Genomic DNA, 23,643 nt, shown 5'->3' on the forward strand with positions numbered 1-23,643 from the left:
GCCGGAATTTATCGGGAAAGCCTTACGTCGGCAAGTCGTCATCGTTCTGAAGGCTCAGTGACCCAGACCGCTGCTGGCGATCTGCTGTTCGACGAACTGGGCGAATAGCGCATGCAGATGCGTCGTCGGATGAAGATCGTCGGCGAACATGTACGTCTGATCGGCATTGGCCGTCACATAGGTCGCCGGTGAGCACAGCAATGCCGTGTCGTCCGGCGTTTTCTTGGGGTCGCAGGCCTGACCGGTATTTGCCACGACGAAGCCATTAGCCTGAAAGTTCGCAATGATCTGGTCTACCCATGTATAGGAATCGATCTGGATGACCTTGCCTTGCAGGCCATCGGCCTGCAAGGCAGCGTTCAGGTCCTGGTTGAAGAGTTGCGATAGTTGGGTCAGATTGGCCCCGCCGTCGGCCGCGGCGAGGCCTTTGGGCGACAGACCGACATTCGGCGCATTGACCACCACCACATGCGTGGCGCCGTTCTGAACGATCTGCCCGACAAGCTGAGCGAGGGTGGTTGCCGCCGTTTGCACCGTCGGCGCCGCCGCCGGCAGCGAACCGGCGCGAAGCACGTCGTTCGCGCCGGCCCAAACCAGAACCAGTTGACCGGAATTGAAACTCCCGTGCGTGGCCAGATAGCTCGAAACCTGCTGATTGACCGGCATTTCGACATTGCCGATCACGTTCGTAAGAAAGTCGTTCTGGTTTGCCGGCGTCGCCACGGTGGAGCCGCCCTCGGCATAGCCGAGACCGTTTTGCGCACTCAGCTTATGCGTGATGTCGATCGTAAATGCGGCGCTTAGCGTACCGCCGTAATATTGCGCGACGTTCTGGGTCCAGACCTGGCCCGGATTGGTGGTGAAACGCCCGCCACCCACCGCGCTCGCGAGCGGCGCATAGGTCCCGACGTCCGACAGGCTGTCGCCGAATGAGACAACTTGCAATTTGACGCCGCCCGGCGGCGTGGCTGTGCCACTGCCATTGCTCGAGCTGCCTCCGCCTCCACCGCCGCCGCATGCTGTCAATAGCGACATCATCGTGGCAAGAATTACAGCACGTACCGTGTCTTTGCTTCCCTGCATAGCGCCTCCCCACAGATTGAACGGGCGGTTGCCCTATGTGGCGGACGTAGCGCCAGCCTGCATATCGTTCTCTTAACAGCACTTCTGGGGTAGCAAAAAGGATGCCGCTCGCGGCGAGCCACGCAGCGGGATGATTGGGTCGTCTAATAAAATGAGTTCAGCGATGTCGATTCAGCCCGATCTCGAACGTCGAGTAGGTAAGCGCTGGAATTGCGTATCCGGCACGCAATGAGACATCCGGCAAAGGAGAATCCATCGTGCCCCTTCCACTGACCCCCGTTATCACCGCCTTTGAACGTTCGCCCGATCGCGGCAGGGGACTGGCGCGTGACACGCGTGTTCGCTGGGCGTTTGAAGAAGTCGGCCAACCATACGAAGTGCGTCTGGTTTCATTCGATGCGATGAAGGAACCCCCGCATCGCGCGCTTCATCCTTTTGGGCAGATCCCGACCTATGAAGAAGGCGCGCTGGTCCTGTTCGAGTCGGGGGCGATCGTGTTTCATATCGCAGAGCGCCACGCAGGCCTGCTACCTGACGATGCGGATGCCCGCGCACGCGCGATCGCATGGATGTTTGCCGCGCTCAACACGGTTGAGCCGCCGATCCTCGATCTCCAAACCGCTAAATTCCTGGAGGGAGACAAGAGCTGGTACGACGAGCGCCTGCCGCTCGTCAAGGATCGCATCCGTGACCGGCTGGGCGAGCTTTCCAATCGCCTTGGCAACGCCGACTGGCTCGATGGTGCGTTCAGCGCGGGCGACCTGCTTATGGTGTCCGTACTACTCAGGTTGAAAGCATCGGGGCTGCTGGACGAATATCCGAACCTCTCCGCCTATGTTGCCCGCGGTGAAGCGCGGCCCGCCTACAAACGTGCTTTCGCCGCGCAATTGGCGGTTTTCACCGGCCAGTCATCGACCGGCTGATGAAGGTCGGCCGTGTCATCGCGAGGGTCAACTAAACGCCCCGCAATTCTCAATCGGGCAAAGATGCTATCTTTGAACCGTCTGCCCAATATCAGCCAGGAGCGCGCTATGGCGGAGGACAAAGATGATGTCGATGATCATTGGCACGTAAGTGCGGCGTGCTTCAACTGCGGCGCGGTTCGAACGGCCGCTCCCAATCTGTTCATCGAGCGAAACGGTGCTTCGGCGTTTGCTCACCAGCCTGCCAGTGAACAGGAAACAGAAGATGCGTGGCGAGGCGTGCTCCTCTGTCCGGCGGCAGCCGTTCGGGCGCCAAAAGGTTTGAAGATGCCGACAGGCCTCTTCCCGCAAGCCCTGGCGCCCGGCGTGTGGCGGCTCGGATATAACGCCCGCTCTTCGTACGGTGCTCACAGCTACTTCACGCTTGCAGGGGGCCTGCGTCTGATGATCGACGGGCCGCGCTGGTCCGGCCATCTCGAGCGCTGGATCGCGGAAGCCGGAGGATTGGATCACATCCTATTGACCCACCGCGATGATGTCGCGGACGCGGGTCTCTATGCGAAGCGTTTTGGCGCCCGCGTCTGGATCCATGCAAACGATGCCGATGGCGCACCGTTCGTCACCGACGTCATCACAAGTGATCTGGCGCATGAGATGTTGCCGGGCGTTCGGGTCATTCCGGTGGCGGGACATACGCAGGGAAGCGTCATGTTCCTCATCAACCACGCGCTTTTCTCCGGAGACTCACTGAGTTGGGATTTCGAAAAGCGCGCTCTGCATGCCTTTCGCGACTTTTGCTGGTACGACTGGCCCACCCAGCTTCGCTCCCTCGAGCGGCTCGTTCACGAAAGCTTCAGTGGCGTATTCGCCGGACATGGCGGAAGTGTCGTTCTGGATGCACCGACCATGCAGCGCGAACTCCGAGCGTTTCTCGATACGGTAAAAGCGGACTGAGGCTTTCCCGGCAAGCTGCGAAGCGCGGCGCTGCCCGATGCCTGGTCGAACCGACGACTGGCTCATAGCGGCTTCGCGTCCGCCCTCAGGATGCTCATTAGCGTCCGCGCGTTGCGCTGCCCCTGGTCCTCGAAACAGTTATTGAAGATGACGTGGGTACGGCCGGCCCGCGTCGCGATTGCGCGGATCGAGGGGGCCAGTCCGGTCAGCTCGTCGTCGCTGTAGTCGTAGTCGAAGCGATCGGCCGCGCTTGCCGCGCCCGTTGCGCTCCATGCCTGCGTATTGCGGCCGTGCAGACGCACCATCGCGAGTTGAGGATGGGTTGCTTCCCATACGGTGTGCACGCGGTTCGTCACATCCGGCGGTGCGTCGACGATCACGTGGACGAGGCTGCGTTCGCGCAGAAAATCGAGCGTCCATGGCGCGTGCTGATCGTCGAACCAGGACTGATTGCGAAACTCGGCGGCCATCATGTAGCCCGCCATGCGCGCCCGGCATTCTTCCACGAGCGCGAGACCATCAGGCGCGCGCGTGATCCACGGCGCGAACTGGAACAGCACGGCGCCGAGCCGGCCGCTCGCGCGCAACGGTTCCAGCGCTTCCAGATAGCGCCGCCACAGTTCGTCGAGGATTTCGGCAGGCATGTCGCGGTAGTAGACGTTTTTCTTGCGCGGACCCGTGATGCCTTCCGGCAGCGCCATTGCAATGTCTTTCGGCAAAACGTCGGGCGAAGTCTGATGTCCGGTAAACAGCCGGAACGCCTTGAAGTTGAACGTGAAGTCTTCCGGCGTGCGCTCGGTCCACAACTGCGCATTGCTTGCCGACGGCATAGCGTAGTAGGCCGAATCGACTTCGACCAATGGAAACTGCGATGCGTAAAAGCGCAGCCGGGCTTCAGCGCTGCTGCTGCCGGGCGGATAAAACCGCTTACAGGCGATCAGCGTTTTGTCGGTCCAGCCTGCGGTGCCGCAGAGGATGTCCATCGGCGTCAAAGTGGTGGTTACCGCGCACAGGCGAGCCTAGGAAGCCGCCTCCGTGTGATCGAGCCACTCCGCGAGTTCGCGCCGCAACTGCGAGATGTCGAGCGGCTTGCCGAGCAGCCGAGCGCCGGGAATCGTGTCGCCGATATCGGCGTTCTCTCCGTAACCCGACACCAGCAACACGCGGATGTCCGGCTGCTGACTCAGCACCGCGCGCGCCAGGTTGTCGCCGGACATGCCGGGCAAGGTCAGGTCCGTGAACAACACGTCGAAACGTTGAACGGGCACGAGCGGCAGCGCTTCTTCGGCGCTTCCGACCGCGGTGCAGTCGAGTCCCAGCGCGCCGAGCAGATCGCAGAGTGCGTCGCGCGAATCGGCGTCGTCTTCGACCAGCAGCACGCGAGCCGGCGTGCCCGGTTGGTGCGAAGACGGACTCGCCAGGCTATCTGCCGCCCGCGAATTCGCCGGGGCGTGCAGGCTTTCGCGCGGGTTGGGCGCTTCGGCTGCACTGGCCGGATCGTAGACCGTGCGCGGCACGCAAGGGGAAATCTGCCCATCGCTCACGCTTGCAACGCCGGCGCCGCGCAGCACGCTACGCACCTTGCGCGCGAGATCATCGCGCCGGTAAGGCTTGGACAGCAACGTGATGCCGGCGTCGAGCTTGCCGTGATGGACGATCTCGTCGCGCGTATAGCCCGAGGTGAAGAGCGTCGGCACCATGGGCGAGCGCGCCGCAGCACGCTGCGCCAGTTCCACGCTTTTCACCTGGCCGGGCATCACGACATCGGTAAACAGCAGATCGATCGGCACGTCGCTGTCGATGAATTCGAGCGCCGCATCGCCACTCGATGCAGTCAGCACTTTGTAGCCGAGTTGCGCGAGCATTTCGACGGCGGTCAGGCGCACATCCGCATCGTCTTCGACCACCAGAATCGTTTCGCCGCCGCCCACCGGAGCCGAGGTCTGATCGACGGCTTCGACTGTTTCCGGCTCGCAGCAGCGCGGGAAAAACAGCGAGACGGTCGTGCCGCGTCCCACTTCACTGTCGATCACCGTATGGCCGCCGCTTTGCCTGACGAAGCCGAACACCATGCTTAAGCCGAGGCCCGTGCCGTGGCCGTCGGGCTTGGTCGTGAAGAACGGTTCGAACACGTGCTCCAGGATTTCGGGTTTCATGCCGGTGCCCGTGTCGTTCACCGAGAACTCCACGTACTCGCCTGGCGAGAGTTCCGGCTTGCCGCGGCAAAACGCATGATCCAGCACGCGGTTCGTCGCGCGAACGGTGAGTGTGCCGTCGGCCTGCATCGCGTCGCGCGCATTGATCGCAAGATTGAGCAGGGCGTTTTCGAGTTGATTGCGATCGGCCTGCACATTCCACAGGTCGTCGCTCAACACCGTTTCGATCTTGACGGTCTCGCCGAGCGCGCGGTGCAGCATCTCGCTCATGCCGGCGAGCAGGCGGCACGGATTGAGCACGGTAGGCGAGAGCGGCTGACGGCGCGCGAAGGCGAGCAGATGCGCGGCCAGTTTCGCGCCGCGTTTGACGGCATCCGTCGCGGCGGAGAACCGCCGTAGCGTGGCCGGACTCTCACCGGCGTCGGCGGCGAGCATCTGCAGATTGCCGTTGATTACTTGCAGCACATTGTTGAAGTCGTGTGCGACGCCGCCTGTGAGGCTGCCGATCGCTTCCATCTTCTGGGCCTGGCGCAACTGTTCTTCGGCGAGCGCCCGTGCCGCGACTTCATCGGCGACGCGTTGTTCGAGCGTTTCGGTCAACTGACGCAGCGATTGTTCGGCGATCTTGCGTTCGTGGATGTCGATCAGTACGCCGGGAAAACGCGTCGGCTCCCCCTGTTCGTCGAACTCGCACTGGCCGTTTGCCTGCACCCACATGTAGTCGCCATCGGGGCGGCGAATCCGGTATTCGGCGCGAAACGGCTGGCCGGTGCGTATCGCTTCGGCCGTCAGGCGGTCGTTGAGCGGCTGGTCGTCGGGATGGATCACTTGCGTCGCTGCATTGCGTTCAAGCCCTTTCGCGGCTTCTTCCAATGGAAACGAAAAGGTGCGCGCGAAACGCTCGTCGCCGGTGACGATGCCGGTGCGCGCGTCGAGCACCCATGTGCCGAGCACCGCGCCGGTATTGAGCGCGAGTTGCAGCCGTTCGTTGGTTTCGCGCAGTTCGGCCTCGGCATGTTGCCGCCAGCGTTCGGTGAGTACACGCGTGGTGGTTTCGACGACCATCGCGAGGACGCCCGCGGGTGCGCCGCTGTCGTCGGCAACGGGGCTGTAGTAAAGGTCCATCCAGACCTCTTCGGGCTTACCGTCGCGCAGCAGAACGAGCTCCTTGTCGCGATACGACAGGGTGCCGCCAGCGAGACACGTCGTCATCACGTGACGGTTGAAATCGGCGACTTCCGGCCAGCCGTGTTCGACCGGACAGCCGAGCAGATACGGATGCCGTCCTCCCGCGAAAATCGCGTAGGCGTCGTTGTAGATCATGTAGCCGGGTTTGCCCCACAGAAGCACGAGGGGGACGGGCGAGGCTAGCAGCATCTGAACGGTGGCGGTCAGACTGCGCTGCCAGTTTTCTATTGCGCCAAGGTCGGTGGCGGCCCAGTCGAATTCGCTGATGCGTCGCGCCATTTCCCCGTTCCAGCCGGGGCAACCATGGTCTTGTGCCGGGAATGGCATTGCTGCGCTCCACAGAGGTCACGTCGATGAGTGTGCCCCCATTCTGCCGGCGCGCATGGCGCGCGTGAGTGTTCAGCAGGAGGCGGGATAAATCTTCTGCCGTGCACAGCGGGCGCGAAGCGGCCACGCGGCAGGAATAATTGTAGGCCACAACGGTTGGGTGGGGACCCTCTCTAGAGGGCTTTGTGGGTTCTGCCGAACTAATGCGTGTGGAGGGAGTTGGGAAGTTTTACCTGGCTTGCGCAGGTGGGTCGTGTATAGCGGAAAAAAGGGTGGTCTTTTGTCTGTCTTTTGGTTTGTGGTTTTTATGGCGGGGCCTGTTTTTGATGTGTTTGCCTACGCGGCGCTTTTGTCCGTGTTCCTGGCTTTTGTGCCTTTCCTTGTTTTGTTAGTGGTCTATTAGCGTTCCCCCTGTGCGGGGGGGCACCTACTTTTCTTTGCCGCCGCAAAGAAAAGTAGGCAAAAGAAAGCGGCTAGAAGCCCCTGCTAAGCGGGCACCGTGGTCTGCTGCGGGTAGTGGTGCGACTGGAATCCGTGCTCTCGCACATTCCACGTTAGTGACAAAGGATTCATCAGCTCCCACTCCGCACTACGTGCGTCGCGGACGGGTCTGCATGGGAAACCACGGGTTTCGGTTGAGGACCGTGGGCGTTAAAACGTAGCGGGTGGTTTTAAGAACTACTCTTCGGCGCGCGCAGCGCCGCCGGAAGTATGACGCCCTTGTCACTGGCGTATGCAGGTGCACGAACACAGATTCCAGATGCACCACTACCCGCAGCAGACAACGGTGCCCGCTTAGCATTAGCGGTTTGAGCTGCTTTCTTTTGCCTACTTTTCTTTGCAGCCGGCAAAGAAAAGTAGGTGCCCCCCCGCACAGGGGGAACGCTAATAGACCACTAACAAAACAAGGAAAGGCCAAAGCGCTAAGAGCACTGACAACAAGCGCCGCGCAGGCAAAAAACCCCTCTAGTTCGACAAAGACAAATAAGGCGAACTCACCGGCGTAGGCGGAAACGGCTGCAACCCAGTCTGCTTACTAAAGCTATACCTCAAATAAACCGCCGCGAGCCACTCGCGATACTCATAAGCATTGCCGAGCGAAGCGGTCGCCCCAAACGCCAACTGCGGAGCCAGTTGATACTCCCCCACCGCGCTAAGCGAATAAGAAACCCCAGTCTTACTCTGCCCAGGATACTGCGCACCACTATCCAGATTCGAACCGAGGGTCTTGGCTTCTGCCGCCGCATTGGCCTGGAGCGTGCCGTCGAGCGGGAAGTAATCCGATGCATCCTGCCGGTAATGCTGTACGCCGATCGAGCCCTTCACGTCATAAGTAAACTGACCATTGCGCCCAGTCCACTCCACCGGCAAATTCAGAATCATGTACTGCTGCGGACTGAAGTACCCGCCCTGACCATACGTGAAGTACGAGAGGTTCTTGTTATAGGTCATCAGCGTCGTGTTCACACCGACAGTGAGCGTCTGATCGGCATCCTTGTAAACACGCGTGTAGATACCGCCGCCGCCTTTGACTGCGTTATTGCTTGCGACGTGATAGCCATGGTAGTTCTGGTACGCGGCGTTCACATACAGGCCGTTGGTGCCGTCATCCCATGCAAGACTGGCGAGGCCGCCGAAGGAAGTGACGCCGCCCCACTCGAGGCCGGAGCCGGAGTCGCGCGCGCCGGCATACGACAGCAAGCTGTCAGTCACCGCGCGGCGCGCGACGGCCAGCGAATACGACACCTTGTCGGTAATGCCACCGTTGTATTGCAAGCCGCCCACAATGTTCTTCTCGGGGAAACCAAGCGGCGTTACGCCGATATCACCATTAAGGTTGCGGCCTTCGTAGCCGAGCGACAAACCTACGCCGTTGGCGGTCTGGCTGCCATAAGTGTTGGTGCCCGCCACCGCCGCCGTAGCGGACGTGCTATTGGACAACCCCGAGCCGAATCGCGCGAGCGTCGATAGACTGCCCGCGGCCGTGCCGGCATCCAGCGTTACCGCCGTCGCTGTCACGACGATGTGACCGTTGCCGGCCTTGATGCGCCCCTGAATCGGTGCTTCGATATCGGTCAGCGTCGACAGGCCGTCCTCGCCCGTGCGATTGCGGAACACGACCCCGCCCGACACGGTGCTCGACTGCTCGCGATTGACCTGCGCCAGTTCTTCGGCCACGCCGAGCGTCTGCGTGTTGGCGACGTTCGGTTGCGGGTAAGTGCCGCCGTTACCGTTCGCGCCAGGTTGTTGCGGGTAGTACGCCTGCGCGTAACCAGTCGGCGGCTGCGGAATATACGGCTGCTGTTGCTGCGCGTAATACCCCGAGCCCTGATTCGGATACGGCTGATAAGACTGCTGACCGTAGGCCTGTTGCGGCGGCACCGGTTGGTAAGGCTGCTGTGCGTAACCCTGTTGTTGCTGCGGATAAGGCTGCTGGCCGTAGTAGGGCTGTTGCTGCTGCGGATAAGCTTGTTGCTGCCCATACGGCGCCTGCGCATAGGCTTGCGCGTTGCGGTTGCTCTTCGACGCGCTTTGCTTCTTGCTGGTCGAGCGTTTCGTGCTCGTGGCCGAATTCGTATAACGCGGTTGCTGCATCGAACCGGCATTGGCCTGCGCATCGCGTGCCGCAGGCGACATCGGCCACGGCGTGGTCGCATAACCGTCCGGCTGCTGCGGATAGGGCGCCTGCGGCTGATATTGCGCCTGTTGAGGATATCCACCTTGTTGCGGGTAACCGGATTGCTGCGGATACGCCGGGTTGTACTGCTGCTGCGGCGCCTGCTGCATCTGCGCCTGCCCTTGCCCCGGATACGGCTGCAATGGCGCGCCGGACTGGCTCGACCCGTTGGTCTCCTGGCCGTAGCCATCCGCGTTGGTGCCGGGACGTGGTGCGTTATAGGGAACGGCGGTAGGCGCGGCGTTCGGCGCATACGGCTGTGCAGGCGCGGTATAGGGCGCAACGTACGGCGCGGGCTGCGAGGGCGGCGGATAGTTCGGCACGGTCTGGGACGGCAAGGAGGACTGCGAGTACGGGAGCGATGCACGCGCGGCATTGGAGCCGCCACCTGCGAGCGCGGCGTTGTCGGCGTCGGTCGGCGAGATCGTTGCGGTTTTACCTTCGAAGGGATTGGTGCCCGGCAGCGGCGTCGCGCCGATCCGGCGCATCGCGACCTCCCAGCCACGCGGCACGTTGCTCGCCGCATTGGTTCGCGGCCCGTTGGCCATCAGCGGCGTATTGGCGGCGATCAGCGAGCGTTGCAGATAAGTCGACGCGAGCGACAGCTTGCCTTCGGCGCGATACATGCGGCCGACCGTCGCCAGCACGCCGGGGTCGCTCGGCGCCGCGGCAAGCGCCTGATTGGCGAGCGATTCGGCATAGCTAAACTGCTTCGCACCAGATGCAGCGGAGATCGTCGCTTGCAGAAGGTTCAGGTCGTCGGGCTTGCGTTGCAACGCGACGCGGTAACTGGCGAGCGCGTTGCGGTCGTCGCCGGCGCTCGAATAGAGGCGGCCGAGGGCGGCTTGCAGATCGGGATTGTCGGGCATCGCCGCGAGCCACGGCGCGATCACGTCGTAGGCGCTGGCAAGATCGCCGCGCTGACGCACCGCGTCGCATTGCTTGATGACGATGCCCAGATTCAGATTGCCGAAATCCGTGCGCTGCTGCGGCGTCAACTGCATCGCTGCGAGGCGTCGCATCACCATGCCGAGTTCGGCTTCCTGCTGCGTGGCGGAGAGAATACCCGCGTATTGCAGCAGCAAATCGGTGTTGCCAGGCGCCGCGTTCATCGCGCTGCGCACGAGGCCCAATGCGCGATTCGGGTCGCCCGCCTGCTGATACGCGGCAGCGATCACGCCGATCAGTTCGGGATTGTTGCCGGCAACCGGTTCGGCGGCGTGCAAGGTTGCCAGCGCTTGTTGCGACTGACCGTTGCGCGCCATCCGCGTCGCGAGATCGGCCTGCTGATGCACCCACAGGCGATGCTGCAAGGTCGTCATCGCGTCGGTGCGCTGCGCGGCCGGAATCCGTTCGAGTTGCGCGAGACCTGCCGTCCAGTCCTGTGTTTCCGCCGACAACAACGCACTCGCATACAGCGCGTCAGTCATGTCGGGATGCGCGGCGAGCAATCCGTCCATCATGCTGCGGGCATTCGCAACCGCGCCCTGGCGCACGTAAATACGCGCGAGGTCGAGGCGCAGCCAGGGATCGTCAGGATCGTTCAGCAACGCGTCTTCGAACAGGCTGCGCGCGCTGCCGAGATCGCCGCGCGCTTCGGCCGCGCGTGCCTGCGCGGCCTGTGCTTCGCCACGCAGACGGTTGATGCCGCCGGCCTTCGATTGTTGTTCGCTGTTCAATTGATTGGCGAATTGCAGCGCTTCGTCGCCACGGCCTTGCGCGGCGAGCGAACCGACGAGGCCGCGAATTGCATCGGGATTGTCGGCCTGGCGGCGCAGCGCCATCCGGTAGGCCTGTTCGGCGCCGACCGGGTCGCCGTTCGTGAGCAGCATTTCGCCGAGCAGCACCTGTGCGGTGACGTCGGACGGATTCAGCGCGATCGCGCGTTCGAACAGCGACTTCGCCTTCGCGAACTCGCCATTGCTGCGCGCGCCGATGGCGTCGCTCGTATAGGTCCAGTAGGTCGCGCTATCGAGCGCGGTTTTCCAGCGCGCCGGATTGCCGTTGCGCGACGCGCGTTCCAGATAGTTGCGGGCCTCGGCGAATTTTTCCTGCTTCAATGCGGCGATACCCATGCCGCCGAGCGCGTCGGTGTCGTTCGGACTGTTCGCCAGTACTGACGAAAACTTCGCGCGTGCCGTGCCGAGGTCGCCGCGATCGAGCGCGGCGAAACCGTCGGCAATGGTGCGGCCGCGGGCGTCGACGGCGGCGTTTTCCTGGGCGCGATCGCGGGCCACCTTGTCCTGCTGAACCATCGACTCGAAGCGCGCCTTGACCGCGGCGTCGTCGGTTGCGCCTTGCAGATACGCTTCGTACATTGCGGCGTCCGACGGCCGTGCGTCGAGCCACAGCAAGGCCTGGCGCCAGCTCTTTTTCGCCGACGCGCCGACCGTGCTGTCACCGGCCAGCTTCTGCAGCCGCGCGATACCGTCGCGGCGCGTCGTATCGCGATACGTCAGATGCTGTGCGTAGGCGAGGGCGTAGCGCGGGTCGTCGGGGTTGTCGCGTGCGAGCTGTTCGAGGCCGCGGCGCGCCTGGTCCCAGCCTTGCGGCGTGGCGGAGAGCGCCTGGTAATACTCGAGTTGCAGCGCGGGTGTGGCCGGCTTGCCGTTCAACGCGCGCTGATACTCCTCTACCGCGCTCGCGCTTTGACCGCTTTGCGCGAGCCGCCGCGCATCGTTGACCGTCTGGTCACGCAGACTGGATTCGCCGAGGCGCCGGCCCAGTTCGTCCAGGTTCGGATAGTTCGGCGCGACCGCTTTCAGACGCGCCAGATATTGCTGCGCGCCGGCGCCGTCCTTGCGGTCGGCGAGCACCATGCCCATGCCGTAGAGCGCATCGGGTTGCTTCGGATCGATGCGCAACACTTTCTGCCACGCCTGCTCGGCGAGGTCGCCGCGATGATGCGATTGCCAGTACTTGCCCTGATCGATCAGCACGTTCAAGGGGTCTTTGGACGCCTGCGCCAACGCGTCAGGCGAAGCCGTCGCCACGCAGCAGACGGCCGTGAGGCTCAGCGCGAACCGCAATGAAAACGCGAGGGCGCTCAATCGCATGCATTTCTCCAACTCGGCACGAGACGGCCGGCTTCGTCGAAACGATAGCGTCCGTCGATGAATCCGGTGCCGAACAAGCCCAGCACACGATCGTAATAAACAGGTTCACGGCCCGGCACATTGATGTCGAGCACGGCGAGATGGGTGCGCGCGAGACCGAGGCCGCGCTCGTCATTGAGCGCCTTGAAGTACGGCGCGAGCGCGCCCCAGTAGCTCAACGGTCCTTCGCCGCTCGCCGTACCGGTGGTCGACGAAACCTTCTCGGGCGGAATGCCGCTTTGCGCAACCTTCGCGCGCATGCCGCCGAGCGCCGCGAGCCAGGGTTTGGCGAGCGGGTCGGCGGGCGAGGTGAGTCCGGCCCACAGATAGACGCGGATCGCGTCGTAGCTGCCGGTGTCGCCTTCTTTCGGATCGACTACGAACTGGCCGTTCTGCCACGCCGCCCAGTCGGGCGCGAAACCTTGCGGCGCGGTGGTCTTGATGAGCTTGTAGGCGCTGTCGGCGAGCTTGGCCCATGGGCCGTTCGGCATGTCTTTGGCGAGCGCGCGTAGCACCGGCAAGGGCAGGTAGCTCGGATTCAGGCGCGTCACGCCGCCATTTTTGAAGCCCTGCGGACCGGGCAGCAGCATCGGGCCGACGCCCGGCAGCGTGGTCATCTCCTGGCGCGCGATCTGCGCGGCGAGCGCCTCGCCGAGTTGCGTATAACTCGCCTCATGCCACAGGCGGCCGGCTTGCAGCAGATCGTAGGCGATCCACAGGTCGGAGTCGGATGCGGAATTCGGATCGAGCACGCCGAACGAGCCATCCGGCTTCTTGCCCCAAAGCCACGACGGCAGCCGCACGTTTTGCGCATCGAACTGATTGCCCGCGAGATTGGTGCGGGTCCAGTTCAGGAGCCGGTCGAAGGTTGCGCGGTCGTTCGCGACCAGCGCGAAGAACAGGCCGTATGACTGGCCTTCGGAGGTGGTCTTCAACTGTGGCGAGGAGTAGTCGATCACGCGGCCATCGGCCTGCACGAAGTGTTCGACGAAGATGCGGTAGGCCGGCCAGTCTGTGTTACACGGACCCGTTTGGCCGGGTGCCGAAGTGGTCTGCGCCACCTTCGTGATATTGGCAAAGCACGTGGCCGCCGCAAGGACAAGGCCGAAGCCAAGCCCGAGCGTTAGCGCCACGTGTGTCTTGATGTTTCGAACCCGCATATCAGTCCTATCAGTCCTTTAGGCGGCGCGCGGCGATCGAGCGCAGCGTCCGGTAGAACAGTCCGGCGATGATCAACGCGGCGAGCACGCCACCCAGCATCAGCAACAGCGGATGCGACGACAGTGCCCAGCGCAGATACTCCTGCGGTGACAAATGGCCGACATAGTACGCTTCGCCGTTCGACGTGATGGTGACGGTGCGGCCGTGGACCACGGCCATCGCGCCTTGAATTTCCTGCAGCACGTCGGCGTCGAGCAGGGCGGCGGACAGATCGGCGTCCGACTGGCCGGCCGCGCTCACCAGCGCGACGGCGCTGCGGTTCTTCTGCAGCGGCGATTCGAAACCGGTCAGGAGCGCATCGCCGCTCGAGCTCACGAGCGTCAGGTCGGCGCGTGCCGGCGAGCGTTCGACGCCGCGTTCGCCATGCCACCAGTCCTCGAGCTTGAAGACCACGTCCGAGAGCGCGAAGGTGCGCGAATCGCCGTCGCTGGAGAACGGCATCGACTTGGCCCAGCGTTGCAGCAGCGGTTGCTTGCCCGGCGCGCCGAAAATCAGCAGGTCCTTGTTGGCGTACTTGTCGACGTCGTCGGCCGTGCCGACGGTGACGCCATTCACCGGATAACCCGTCGATGCGCCCATGCGGCCCATGGTCAGCAGGAACAGGCTGTAGTCGCTCGAATCGGCCTCGTTCGGCAAGACCACCGCGGTCTCGGAGAGATCGGCCATCCGCGTGAACGGGAAGCCGCTATTGGCGAAGGCCGCGAGATCAGGCAGCGCCATGTAATGCGGGAACGACGAGAGGTCGATGGTCGAGTTCGGATCGATGGCGCCGACCACGTTTTCCAGCAGACGGCCGTGGCATTCGCCGGTGTTCGGAATGTCGTAGAAGAAATGCAGGCGCACCTGGGCGCGCGGCGTCAGCAGCAGCGGCGGAATATGCACGGTGCGACGCGCTTCGGCGGTCTTATCCGGCAACACGCGCTCGAAGTAATGGCCCAACTCGAACACCGAGGCCGACTCGGCCGGAATCGGCAGGGCCTGCACGAAGCCGTCGTTGACGCTGACGTTCAGCGACGAACGGTCCCGCAGCGGACGCACCGTATAGCGGTAGCGCAGATCGATCGGCGCGCCCTTGGTGTGCCACATGAACAGATCCGGCGGCACGCGAAGATTCACGCGCACGGCGTCGGCGTCATAGCCGGACACCGTCAGGTCGCGCGGATCGGTGAGTTCGCCGAAACGCACCGGACGGTTAGTCGGCAGCCAGTTCGGCGCATCGTACGGCGCACGCTGCATGAGTTCGTTCAACTGCGTGATCGTCGCGCTCGGGCCGGTGAGCGTGTTCTGGCCGATGCCGAGCGCTTTGGCGGCGGTTTTCAGTTCGGCCTCGGTGCGGCCGAGCACGAGCAGCAGCTTGCCGCGCGCCGGCGCTTCGCGATCCACCACTGCAATCGTCGGGCCGGAAATCGCCGGAATTGTTACGCCGGCCGGGCGCTGGTCGTCGGTCGCGAACACGACGGCGTTACCCGACAGCGGCGCGTTATCCAGTTGCGCCGGAAACACCGCGCCGCGATAGCCGGCGAGCGCGCCGAACCAGGATGCGACGATGCCGCCCGCTTCGAGCGTCGCGGCGCCGGGTTTTTGCGGGAACACGAAGGGCAGCTCGAGACGGCGCACGTCGCGGCGGTCGAAGAACGGCTGCGGCAGGGCGGCGAGATCCGGTTTGCTGGCGAGCGACGCGTAAGTCAGATCGAGCGAACTCGCATTGCTGACGGTGGCCCACAGCGACGAATTCGCCGGGTCCTCGCAACTGGTCGTGTAGTGACCGATCAACTGCACGTTCAGGTGGTTGAATTCGGTGATGAAGCGCGGATCGATCGAGACGTCGCGCGCCACCAGCATGCCGGCCTGTTCGTGCGGCACCGGCAGCGTCGCGGCGACTTCGCCGTTCACCAGCACTTTCAGCTGGGAAATATTCGCGAGCAGTGCAGGCGAGTAGCTGTAGACCAGATGCAGGATCGCGCCGGTCACCACTTCGTCGCCGCGCACGGAGAACGCGACGCCGTTCTGGCCGTCGGTGCCGCGCAGTTGCAGCGGATCGCGCGCGCCGAGGTCAGCGAACGTGAGCGTTTGACGGCGGCCGCCCGGCACCAGCGTGCCCGGTTCGGCGGTGGTCGGCGTTTTGATCCCCAAGGCTTTCACCGACGAAGCAGCGAGTGCCGGCGTTGGCGTGGCCAGTTGCGCTTGCGCGAGCGCGTTCGGATCGTAGAGGACGGCCGCGCTCGGGGCGCCTGCCGCCGGCGACGCTTGCGACGCACTCGCGCCGCTCATGGCCGCTGCGGCCACTTCAGCTGCCGAAGCCAGTGGCGCCGCCAACGCGGTTTGCAACGCGAGCCAGCAGGCAAGCCCGCGCATCAGCCGTTTTGAGCGAGGGCGTCCAAAAAGGCGTGCCTCCGTTTCCATCTCATTGCGCTCGTGATTCGAGCGTTCGACGTGTCCCTTCGCCATCCTGTTGCCCATTGATCAGTCTTTGGTTTTTAGCTTCTTGACGTCCACCGGACGGCTTTTCATCGAGCTTCGAAGGTCGGCATAGAGATGCTCGAAGAGCCCCACGATGCCGCGTGCGCCGACCGTCAGCACATGCGTCAGACCGCGCAACGGCGTGTCCTGCTGACGCCCTTCGGCCCAGCCGGTCCATGCGTCGGCGCGCGCGAACGTGGTCTTGACGAACTCGTATTCCTGTTCGCGCGTCATCGCCGAGAAGCGCAGGCCCACGCGGCCCGGCTCCGTAAATCCGACGGTGGCGGGGAAGGCGTATTCCTCGTCGCCGCGAAACAGCGATACGGTCACGCTTTCGTGCATCGGCACTTCGATCTTGGCGGGCAGCGCCACGCCGACGCCGCCTTCCGAGTAGTCGATGGTCTCGCAAGCGAGCGTGCGGCCGGTCGAGAACTTCAGCATCACCGGCATGGTCATCGCCACGCGGTGCACTGCGCGAATCTGCCGGCGCTCGCTGGCCGCGGCCACGCTCGCGCCGAGAATCAGCATGTTGTAGGTGGTCCAGCCCAAGTTCAGGATGGTCGTCTGCACCACGCTGCGAGTGTGCCAGTTCAGATAGATATGCACGATGCCGACCACGAAGCCGATCAGGTTCAGCAACAGCAGAAACAGATACGGCCGCGAGATCGCCCAGTCGAAGTAGTTCTTTTCGATCTGACCGCCCTTGGCCGTCACGTTGAACTTGCCGAGCTTCGGGTTGATCAGCGCGAGCAGCGTCGGGGCGGTAATGTACGACGCCAGCACCGATTCGTAAACTTCGGCCCAGAAAGAATGGCGGAACGAGCGCTGCATCCGCGAGTTGGTGATGCTCGCATGCATCATGTGCGGCAGTGCGTAGATCGCGATCGTGCTGGCGGCGGCCTCGATCACGTGCGCGCCGAAGAACAGATACGACAGCGGCGCCGTGAGAAACACCAGACGCGGGATGCCGTAGAAGAAGTGCATCATCGCGTTCAGATAACAGAGCCGCTGGCCGATTTTCAGGCCCTTGCCGGTGAGTGGATTGTCGATCCGGAAAATCTGCGTCATGCCCCGCGCCCAGCGAATCCGCTGGCCGATGTGGCCGGACAGACTTTCGGTGGCGAGACCTGCTGCCTGCGGGATCGCCAGATAGGCGGTGGTGTAGCCGAGGCGGTGCAGCTTCAACGCGGTGTGCGCGTCTTCGGTCACCGTTTCGACCGCGATGCCGCCGATCTCTTCGACCATGGTCCGGCGCAGCAACGCGCACGAGCCGCAGAAGAAGGTCGCGTTCCACAGATCGTTGCCGTCCTGCACGAGGCCGTAAAACAGTTCGCCTTCGTTCGGCACTTTGCGGAAGGTGCCGAGATTGCGTTCGAACGGATCGGCGGAGAAGAAGTGGTGCGGCGTTTGCAGCATCGACAGCAGCTTGTCGCGCAGGAACCAGCCGAGGCCGATCTGCAGGAACGAGCGGGTCGGAATGTGATCGCAGTCGAAGATCGCGAGGTACTCGCCCTGGGTGATCTTCAGGGCTTCATTGATGTTGCCGGCCTTCGCGTGGCGGTTGTGCGTGCGGATCGTCCAGTTGACGCCGACTTCCTCGCAGAACGCCTTGAACTCGGGACGGCGGCCGTCGTCGAGCACATGGATCGCGATCTTGTCGGCCGGATAGTCGAGCGCGAGCGCGGCGTAGATGGTCGGCTTCACCACCGCGAGCGGCTCGTTGTAGGTCGGGATGAAGACGTCGACGGTCGGCCACAGGTCGCGCGAGGCGGGCAGCGGCATCGGCGTGCGCTTGAGCGGCCAGGCGGTCTGGAAGTAGCCGAGCATCAGCACGACGGTCGAATAGACTTCGGCCGACACCAGCAGCAGACCCCATGCGGCGTCGAGCGGATGCTCCCAGTAAGTCGTCGAAGTGAGCCGCCAGTACATATAGCGGCCCGACGTGACCACCGAGAGCATGATCATCACCATCGTCGCGTAACGGCCTTGCAGGCGTCGGAACAACAGCGCGGTGACGAAGCAGCAGGTCGCGAACGTCAGTTGCTCGTAGAAAGCGAGTGGCACCGTGAAGACGAAGTACAGCATCATCAACGCGAACAGCGTGACCAGACCGGTCACGATCCGGCTGTTCCAGAAGCGCGCGTCGACGATGCGTTCGAGCCGCGACGGTTCGCCGGCCTCGATGTCCTGCGACTGGGGCGTACTCATGCGACGTTCCTCGGCGAGACGGCGATCGCATCGACCGCCGCCATCAGCCAGTTGCCGCACGAACGAAAATCGGCGGCCGCCTGGCTGAGTGGATCGTAGTGAATCAGCGTGGTGTCGCAGGCGAGCGCCTCGCTCACCCCTTCATCAAGATGGATGACGCCCGGGAAGAGCTTGTCGCCGAGCATCTGGCGCAAGACCTTGAGGACGTCTTTGGTCAACTGGCGCGACTGGTCGATCTGGTTGACCACGTAACCTTCGCCCCCGAACTCGGGGCGTGGCGCCGCGTACGCTTCAATCAGCCGTTCCATCAACGGAATGGCCGCGTAGGAAGCGGCGTCGGCGAGCACTACGTTTAGCGTGAAGGTCGCCGCGCATAACGCAGCGCGTACATACACGGACGAACCTGGCGGCGTATCGATGATGACGATGTCGGACGCGTCGAGCCGCAGCGTTTGCAGCGAGTGCGCGAGCCACCTCGGGTCCTGGTCGATATACGCTTCGAAGCGGCGGCGATCGTCTTCGAGCACGGCGCCATAGGGCAGCACGGTCACACCGTCTACGCCGTCGAACATGACCGATTGCCACGGATCGCCCGTCAATGTCGCGCGCGACAAACCGTCGATGCTGTCGAGCGGCACGCCGAAATGCAGACGCAGCGCATTCTGCGGATCGAGGTCGAGCGCGATCACGCGGCGGCCGCTGGCGGCCAGCACGGAAGCGAGATTGGCGGCGAGGGTGGTTTTACCGACCCCGCCTTTGGCGGACACGACCGCAATGACTTTCATGAGCGACGAGGGCCGTTGACCAGCCACGAGTTGGAGGGGGCGGGCGCGGCGATGCTGGGAGCGCGGACCGGCGCGGGGGCCGTTTGTGCGGGTGTGCCGCGCAGACGGTCGAAGACCGATTGCAGCGGTGCGGATTCGCCGGTGGGCGCGGCGGGTTGCGGCGGCGTCGGTTCGGATGCTGGGGCGAACAGTTTGCCGAGGATCGACGCGGGCGGCTTCGGCGCTGCGGGCGCAGTCGTGTAGCTGGGTGCGGGCACCGGTGCCCATGCTGGCGTGTGCGCCTGGGCGAGAGCTTGCGTCCATGCCGGGACCGGAGCCGGTGCTTGCGCCCACGTCGGCGCGGATGCGGAGACCGGCGCCGGCGCAGTGCTGCGCGGCGTGAGGGCAGGGATCTCGGCGCGCGGCATCACCGCTGCTGACGGCATGCTCGCCGTAGGTTGCGCTACAGGCATGGCCGGCGTGCGGAACTGAGCCACCGGCGGAATACTTACAGCTGGCATGACAGGGGGAATAGGTGCAGTGGCAACCGGCGTCACCTGTGCCTGGGCGACGGCAGCCGCAGGCTGTGCGGCCACTGGCGTCACCGCATCGATCGGTACGGCAGCGTCACTCTTCGTTTCGAACGCGCCGAAACGTGAAGCGCCGCGCGGTGCGCCAGGCTGAGCGGCGACGGCGACCGGCGGAATGTCCCGTCGATGCGAGCGGGTAAACAGCGGCGCCTTCGCGCGCGTGACCGAGGCAGCGTCTTTGGGCGTCATGTCCTGACGATCGACTTCCGGCGCCGCTTCTTGCGCCAATGCCTCGCCAGCAACCTCGCGGCGTTGCCCGATCGCGGGAATCGCCGGCTGTGTCAGATCCAGCGTCACCAGCAGCGGCCAACGCGTGCGCGCCGAACGCGCTTCGTTTTCGCGGCCGATTTCCTGGTACGCGCTGGCGTCGCCGCCAAAATGGTCGAATAGTTTTTCGATGTCGCTAGATGAACTCATAGTGCCGCCGACTTTTTAATGACTTGCGTTGCCCCGATCGGTCCGCTCGCCTGGCTCGCTTACCTGGCTCGCTTACCTGGTCTGCTACCCGGACCGCTCAAACAGAATGCCGCCCCAGCCGGAACTCGATCGAGGTGTCCGTGCCGTACGCGCTCGTTTGCGCTACCGAAAGGCCTTGCGCGCCCAACGCGCTCAACCACGTCTGATAGACGCCTTCGAGAAACGCCGGCGTCCACGCGAGCGCCGCGTTGCCGAACGCCTGCAGCGGCGCACAGTAATGAACGATGCGCAGCGCGTCTGCTTCGTCGGACAGTTCGACGTAGCCCCAATCCATGTCATGCCAGTACAGATTCAACGCCTGAGCGAGCTCGGCGGTGGACCCGCACGCCGGCAATTGATGCGCCGCCGCAAACCGGCAACCGACCCGGTACATCAATTGACGCAGCTCGTCGCGACCGATCTGCGCTTCGAACTCTGTCGCGAGTGCGGTCAGCATGCCGCGCCATTGTGGCGAGATTTGGCGTTCCAGCAGGTAATCGAGAATTTGGACCATGTTTTCCGGGAAATAGCCGCTGCTCAAACCGCGTACAAAACGGGTGCCGACGGCCGAATAACTGAAAGTGTTACGGGAAGGCGCGCGTTGCACGCGTCTTAGGTTACTTTTACCGAGTTCGTCTGCTCTATCCGCCACACTTCGGAGGAGTCTACTTAAGACATTAACTTTTAGCCACTTTACATTCGTCTGCTTTATACGCGCAAACGATTGCTGCAGATGCTTGTCCGCCACGTAATTTTTGCTGCCGGAATTGCCTTGTTCGCTTCTCCACTGAGGATGTCCGTCGCTAAGTAGTTTTCGATAATTTTATTAACGGTCGATTGCGCCGATCTTTTAGCTTTTTGGTTTCGTGCTAAATGCAACGGTTTGAGTTGGGTTGCGCGGAATGAGCCAGGTATTGGCCGTCGAGAGGGCGGCGAGTCCCTCGTGCTAACGGCGGTGCTGTTATGCGTGGGGCATCTCTCGTGTCGCGTGATGGCGGCGTAGCCCTGCCTGAGCGGGGGGAAATTCTATTTACGGTTGGGGCATAAATATTTGTCAGACGGTTGCCGTTATACATCGGTAGAGTAACCGGAGCCAGCCTGATATCTATCAATATGCTTTCCACCTCAACGAAGCCACTGTCCGATTCCGGTTTGCGCGATCGCTTCCATCGACGATCGTTGGAACACCAGCGTCCCCTTTCGACGGTGACGATGGCATTTACGGTTGTCGCGTTCCTGTGTCTCGTGGGGGCGCGCAACATGGTCAACGGGCCGGCAACGCCGCTTGGCTACCGGCTTGCCTGTGCGCTGGTGCTCGCCTTGCTGGTGATGGCGATTCCACGCACCGGCTCGACCTGGACCTTCGGTGCAATCGGTGTCGCTTACTCTGTTGTGCTGGTGGTGGGTCTCGCGCTGAACGTCTCCGGCGTCGAGCAGCCGTTGTTGTGGATCCTGCCGGCCATGGTGGTGATTCCGGTCTGCGCTGCGCCGTTGTGGCTCACGCCGCTGCATTTCTTCGTCGGCAGCGCGCTCTTCTATGGGGCGGCGTTTGCCTTGCTATTCGGCGGGCCGCGCACGCATGACGTCGACATCGTCGTGTGGATGTGGATCCTGGCGATCGGTGTGCCGACTTCCGTTGTGTTTCACTTCGGCTTCTACCGGTTCCGGCGTAACCACTTTCTGCTCGAGAGCCAACTGGCGCAACTCGCCGCGACCGATCCGCTGACCGGCCTGCAAAACCGCCGTGCGTTCGTGAAGCAGGCCGAGCGCCGCCTCGAAACCATGACGCCCGAGGCGCGGGTCAGCGCGATTTTTCTCGACATCGACAGTTTCAAATCGCTGAACGACCGCTTTGGCCACGCCGTTGGCGACCATGCGTTGTACCAGGTCGCCCAGGTGTTGATGGAGGAGACCTCCGCGGACGACAGTGTGAGCCGGATCGGCGGCGAGGAGTTCGCTGTGCTGCTGCGTGACGGCCTGACCGGCGCACTGGCGCTGGCCGAGCGCCTGCGCGCCGCGATTGCCGCGCTCGAGCGCCCGGACGGCCATCTGACCGCGAGTTTCGGCGTGGCTCAACACCGGAGCGGCGAAAACATCATGGTGTTGCTCGATCGCGCCGACGAAGCCTTGCTGCGCGCCAAGCATTCGGGCAGAAACCGCGTGTGCGCCGAACGCGCGTTGCCGATCGAACCGCTGCAGATGCTTGCCGGCGATGTGTTCGCGGAGGACGGGGCGCTGGTGCCGCGGCATCGCTGGGACGAGTATTCCCTGACCTCGCACTTCCAGCCGCTCTACAGTTTGTCGCATCAGAAGCAGGTGGGGTTCGAGGCCTTGCTGCGAGGAGAGCAGGACGACGGCACGCTGGTGCCGCCCGTGGTGCTGTTCGCGCCGAAGCCCTCCAGCGACGAAGGCGCGCTCGATCGCGCGAGCCATGCCGTGCATCTGGCCAACGCGCGCAAGTCGCTGCCGAGCGATGCCTGGCTATTCTTGAATATTCTGCCTGCGACGTTTATCGCCGAGGGCTATGCGGACCAGCTCGCCAGGATCGTGCGGGCGGTGGGGCTCGAACCTGAGCGGGTGGTTCTCGAGATTCTCGAATCGCATGGTGGCAGCGTCGACGACATGTCGCGGGTGGCGGCTTTGTACCGTGAGCATGGCTTTCTGATCGCCGTCGACGATTTCGGTGCGGGGCAGTCGAACCTCGACCGGTTGCTGCGGATTCGGCCGGATCTTGTAAAGCTCGATGGCGAGCTGATTCGCGCGACGGGTCATGGCACCGAGCAGCCGATCTTGCCGAAGCTCGTTTCTTTGTTACACCTGGCGGGGATGCTGGTTGTTGTTGAGGGCGTGGAAACCACGGAGGAATTGATTCTTGCTGTGGAGTCGAATGTGGATTTTGCGCAAGGATTTTTGCTTGGGCGGCCGGCGGCTGAGATTGTGCCGCCTGATTCGGTGCATAGGCGAATTGATGATGCGTTCGATGTGATCGCCCAGGGGAGGGCCCATCAGTATGCGATGTTTGAGTCGGAGGTTGAGCCTTATCGGGCTGCTTTGAGGCGGGCTGCCGATGCTTTGATTGCCGGTGTTTCCGTTGGTGAGGCGTTTGCTTTTCTGGCTACGTTTGAGCGGTGTATCAGTTGCTTTGTTCTTGATGATTCGGGGCGGCAGGTTGGGCATGAAGTGCGCGGGCCCGCGTGGAGTGGTGACGGGGCTTCGTTGCAGCCTGTGGCTAATCCGCAGGATGCCAGGTGGGATCATCGGCCTTATTTTCGTAACGCTGTTTTGTTGCCTGGGGTGGCTGTGGCTAGTAATCCTTATCTTTCTTTGGCTAGTGGGCGGCCTTGTGTTGCGGTTACTTTGGCTGTGCAGGTTGGGGATGAGAGGTCTGTTATTGGGGTGGAGTTGGATTGGTCGGTGGTGGGGTTGCCTTGGCCTGCCGGTGAGTAGTTTTTTTGCCTTTGGCGGCGGCATTTGGCCGTGTTCTTGGGGCTTTGGCCTTTCCTTGATTTGTTAGTGGTCTATTAGTGTTGCCCCTGTGCGG

Annotated in this window: 13 protein-coding genes; 3 read left to right on the plus strand and 10 right to left on the minus strand. The window is 63.2% G+C overall.

Features of this window, described 5'->3' with window-relative positions; genetic code table 11:
• Positions 1-54: 54 nt before the first annotated feature.
• The gene (locus M0D68_RS32055) at positions 55-1,083 is read right to left on the minus strand and encodes an SGNH/GDSL hydrolase family protein (RefSeq protein WP_266226394.1); all 1,029 of its coding nucleotides are present in this window, start codon (positions 1,081-1,083) and stop codon (positions 55-57) included.
• A gap of 269 nt (positions 1,084-1,352) precedes the next feature.
• Here M0D68_RS32055 and M0D68_RS32060 point away from each other — a divergent pair, with 269 nt between their 5' ends.
• Together M0D68_RS32060 and M0D68_RS32065 are read left to right on the plus strand one after the other, a co-directional pair.
• Positions 1,353-2,006, plus strand: a complete 654-nt coding sequence (locus tag M0D68_RS32060; protein ID WP_266226408.1) for a glutathione S-transferase family protein — start codon at positions 1,353-1,355, stop codon at positions 2,004-2,006.
• A 108-nt stretch (positions 2,007-2,114) separates the two neighbouring features.
• Positions 2,115-2,960, plus strand: coding sequence for an MBL fold metallo-hydrolase (locus tag M0D68_RS32065; RefSeq protein ID WP_167378291.1), 846 nt, complete (start codon positions 2,115-2,117; stop codon positions 2,958-2,960).
• Between the two features lie 62 nt (positions 2,961-3,022).
• On the opposite strand, the gene M0D68_RS32070 is transcribed toward M0D68_RS32065, so the two are convergent.
• The 9 genes from M0D68_RS32070 to bcsD all read right to left on the minus strand — a co-directional run bounded on the left by M0D68_RS32070 (position 3,023) and on the right by bcsD (position 20,616).
• Positions 3,023-3,943: a DUF72 domain-containing protein gene (locus tag M0D68_RS32070; RefSeq protein ID WP_093632903.1), complete on the minus strand. Its 921-nt coding sequence runs from the start codon at positions 3,941-3,943 to the stop codon at positions 3,023-3,025.
• Between the two features lie 36 nt (positions 3,944-3,979).
• Positions 3,980-6,631, minus strand: a complete 2,652-nt coding sequence (locus tag M0D68_RS32075) for a response regulator (protein WP_266226396.1) — start codon at positions 6,629-6,631, stop codon at positions 3,980-3,982.
• A 966-nt stretch (positions 6,632-7,597) separates the two neighbouring features.
• Positions 7,598-12,364, minus strand: coding sequence for a cellulose synthase subunit BcsC-related outer membrane protein (locus M0D68_RS32080; protein WP_266226398.1), 4,767 nt, complete (start codon positions 12,362-12,364; stop codon positions 7,598-7,600).
• Positions 12,355-13,563: a cellulose synthase complex periplasmic endoglucanase BcsZ gene (bcsZ, locus tag M0D68_RS32085; protein WP_266226400.1), complete on the minus strand. Its 1,209-nt coding sequence runs from the start codon at positions 13,561-13,563 to the stop codon at positions 12,355-12,357. The genes M0D68_RS32080 and bcsZ overlap by 10 nt, the downstream gene beginning before the upstream one ends.
• A gap of 10 nt (positions 13,564-13,573) precedes the next feature.
• Positions 13,574-16,084, minus strand: coding sequence for a cellulose biosynthesis cyclic di-GMP-binding regulatory protein BcsB (gene bcsB / locus M0D68_RS32090; protein ID WP_266226401.1), 2,511 nt, complete (start codon positions 16,082-16,084; stop codon positions 13,574-13,576).
• 3 nt (positions 16,085-16,087) lie between these two features.
• Positions 16,088-18,292, minus strand: a complete 2,205-nt coding sequence (gene bcsA / locus M0D68_RS32095; protein ID WP_093632897.1) for a UDP-forming cellulose synthase catalytic subunit — start codon at positions 18,290-18,292, stop codon at positions 16,088-16,090.
• Entirely contained in the window at positions 18,289-19,077 is a 789-nt protein-coding gene (bcsQ, locus tag M0D68_RS32100; RefSeq protein WP_093632896.1) for a cellulose biosynthesis protein BcsQ, read from the minus strand. Before bcsQ ends, bcsA begins: the two co-directional genes overlap by 4 nt.
• Positions 19,074-20,063 carry a cellulose biosynthesis protein BcsP gene (gene bcsP / locus M0D68_RS32105; protein WP_266226402.1) on the minus strand — a complete coding sequence of 330 codons (990 nt, stop codon included), beginning with the start codon at positions 20,061-20,063 and terminating at the stop codon, positions 19,074-19,076. The genes bcsQ and bcsP overlap by 4 nt, the downstream gene beginning before the upstream one ends.
• Before the next feature lie 97 nt (positions 20,064-20,160).
• Positions 20,161-20,616, minus strand: coding sequence for a cellulose biosynthesis protein BcsD (gene bcsD / locus M0D68_RS32110; protein ID WP_200620266.1), 456 nt, complete (start codon positions 20,614-20,616; stop codon positions 20,161-20,163).
• Between the two features lie 599 nt (positions 20,617-21,215).
• Between bcsD and M0D68_RS32115 the strand changes: the two genes are divergently transcribed.
• A complete protein-coding gene (locus M0D68_RS32115; protein ID WP_266226404.1) occupies positions 21,216-23,549 on the plus strand; it encodes a bifunctional diguanylate cyclase/phosphodiesterase in 2,334 nt (777 codons plus the stop codon).
• Positions 23,550-23,643: the final 94 nt, after the last annotated feature.

The organism is Paraburkholderia sp. SEWSISQ10-3 4 (assembly GCF_030464785.1).
GTDB lineage: Bacteria > Pseudomonadota > Gammaproteobacteria > Burkholderiales > Burkholderiaceae > Paraburkholderia > Paraburkholderia aspalathi.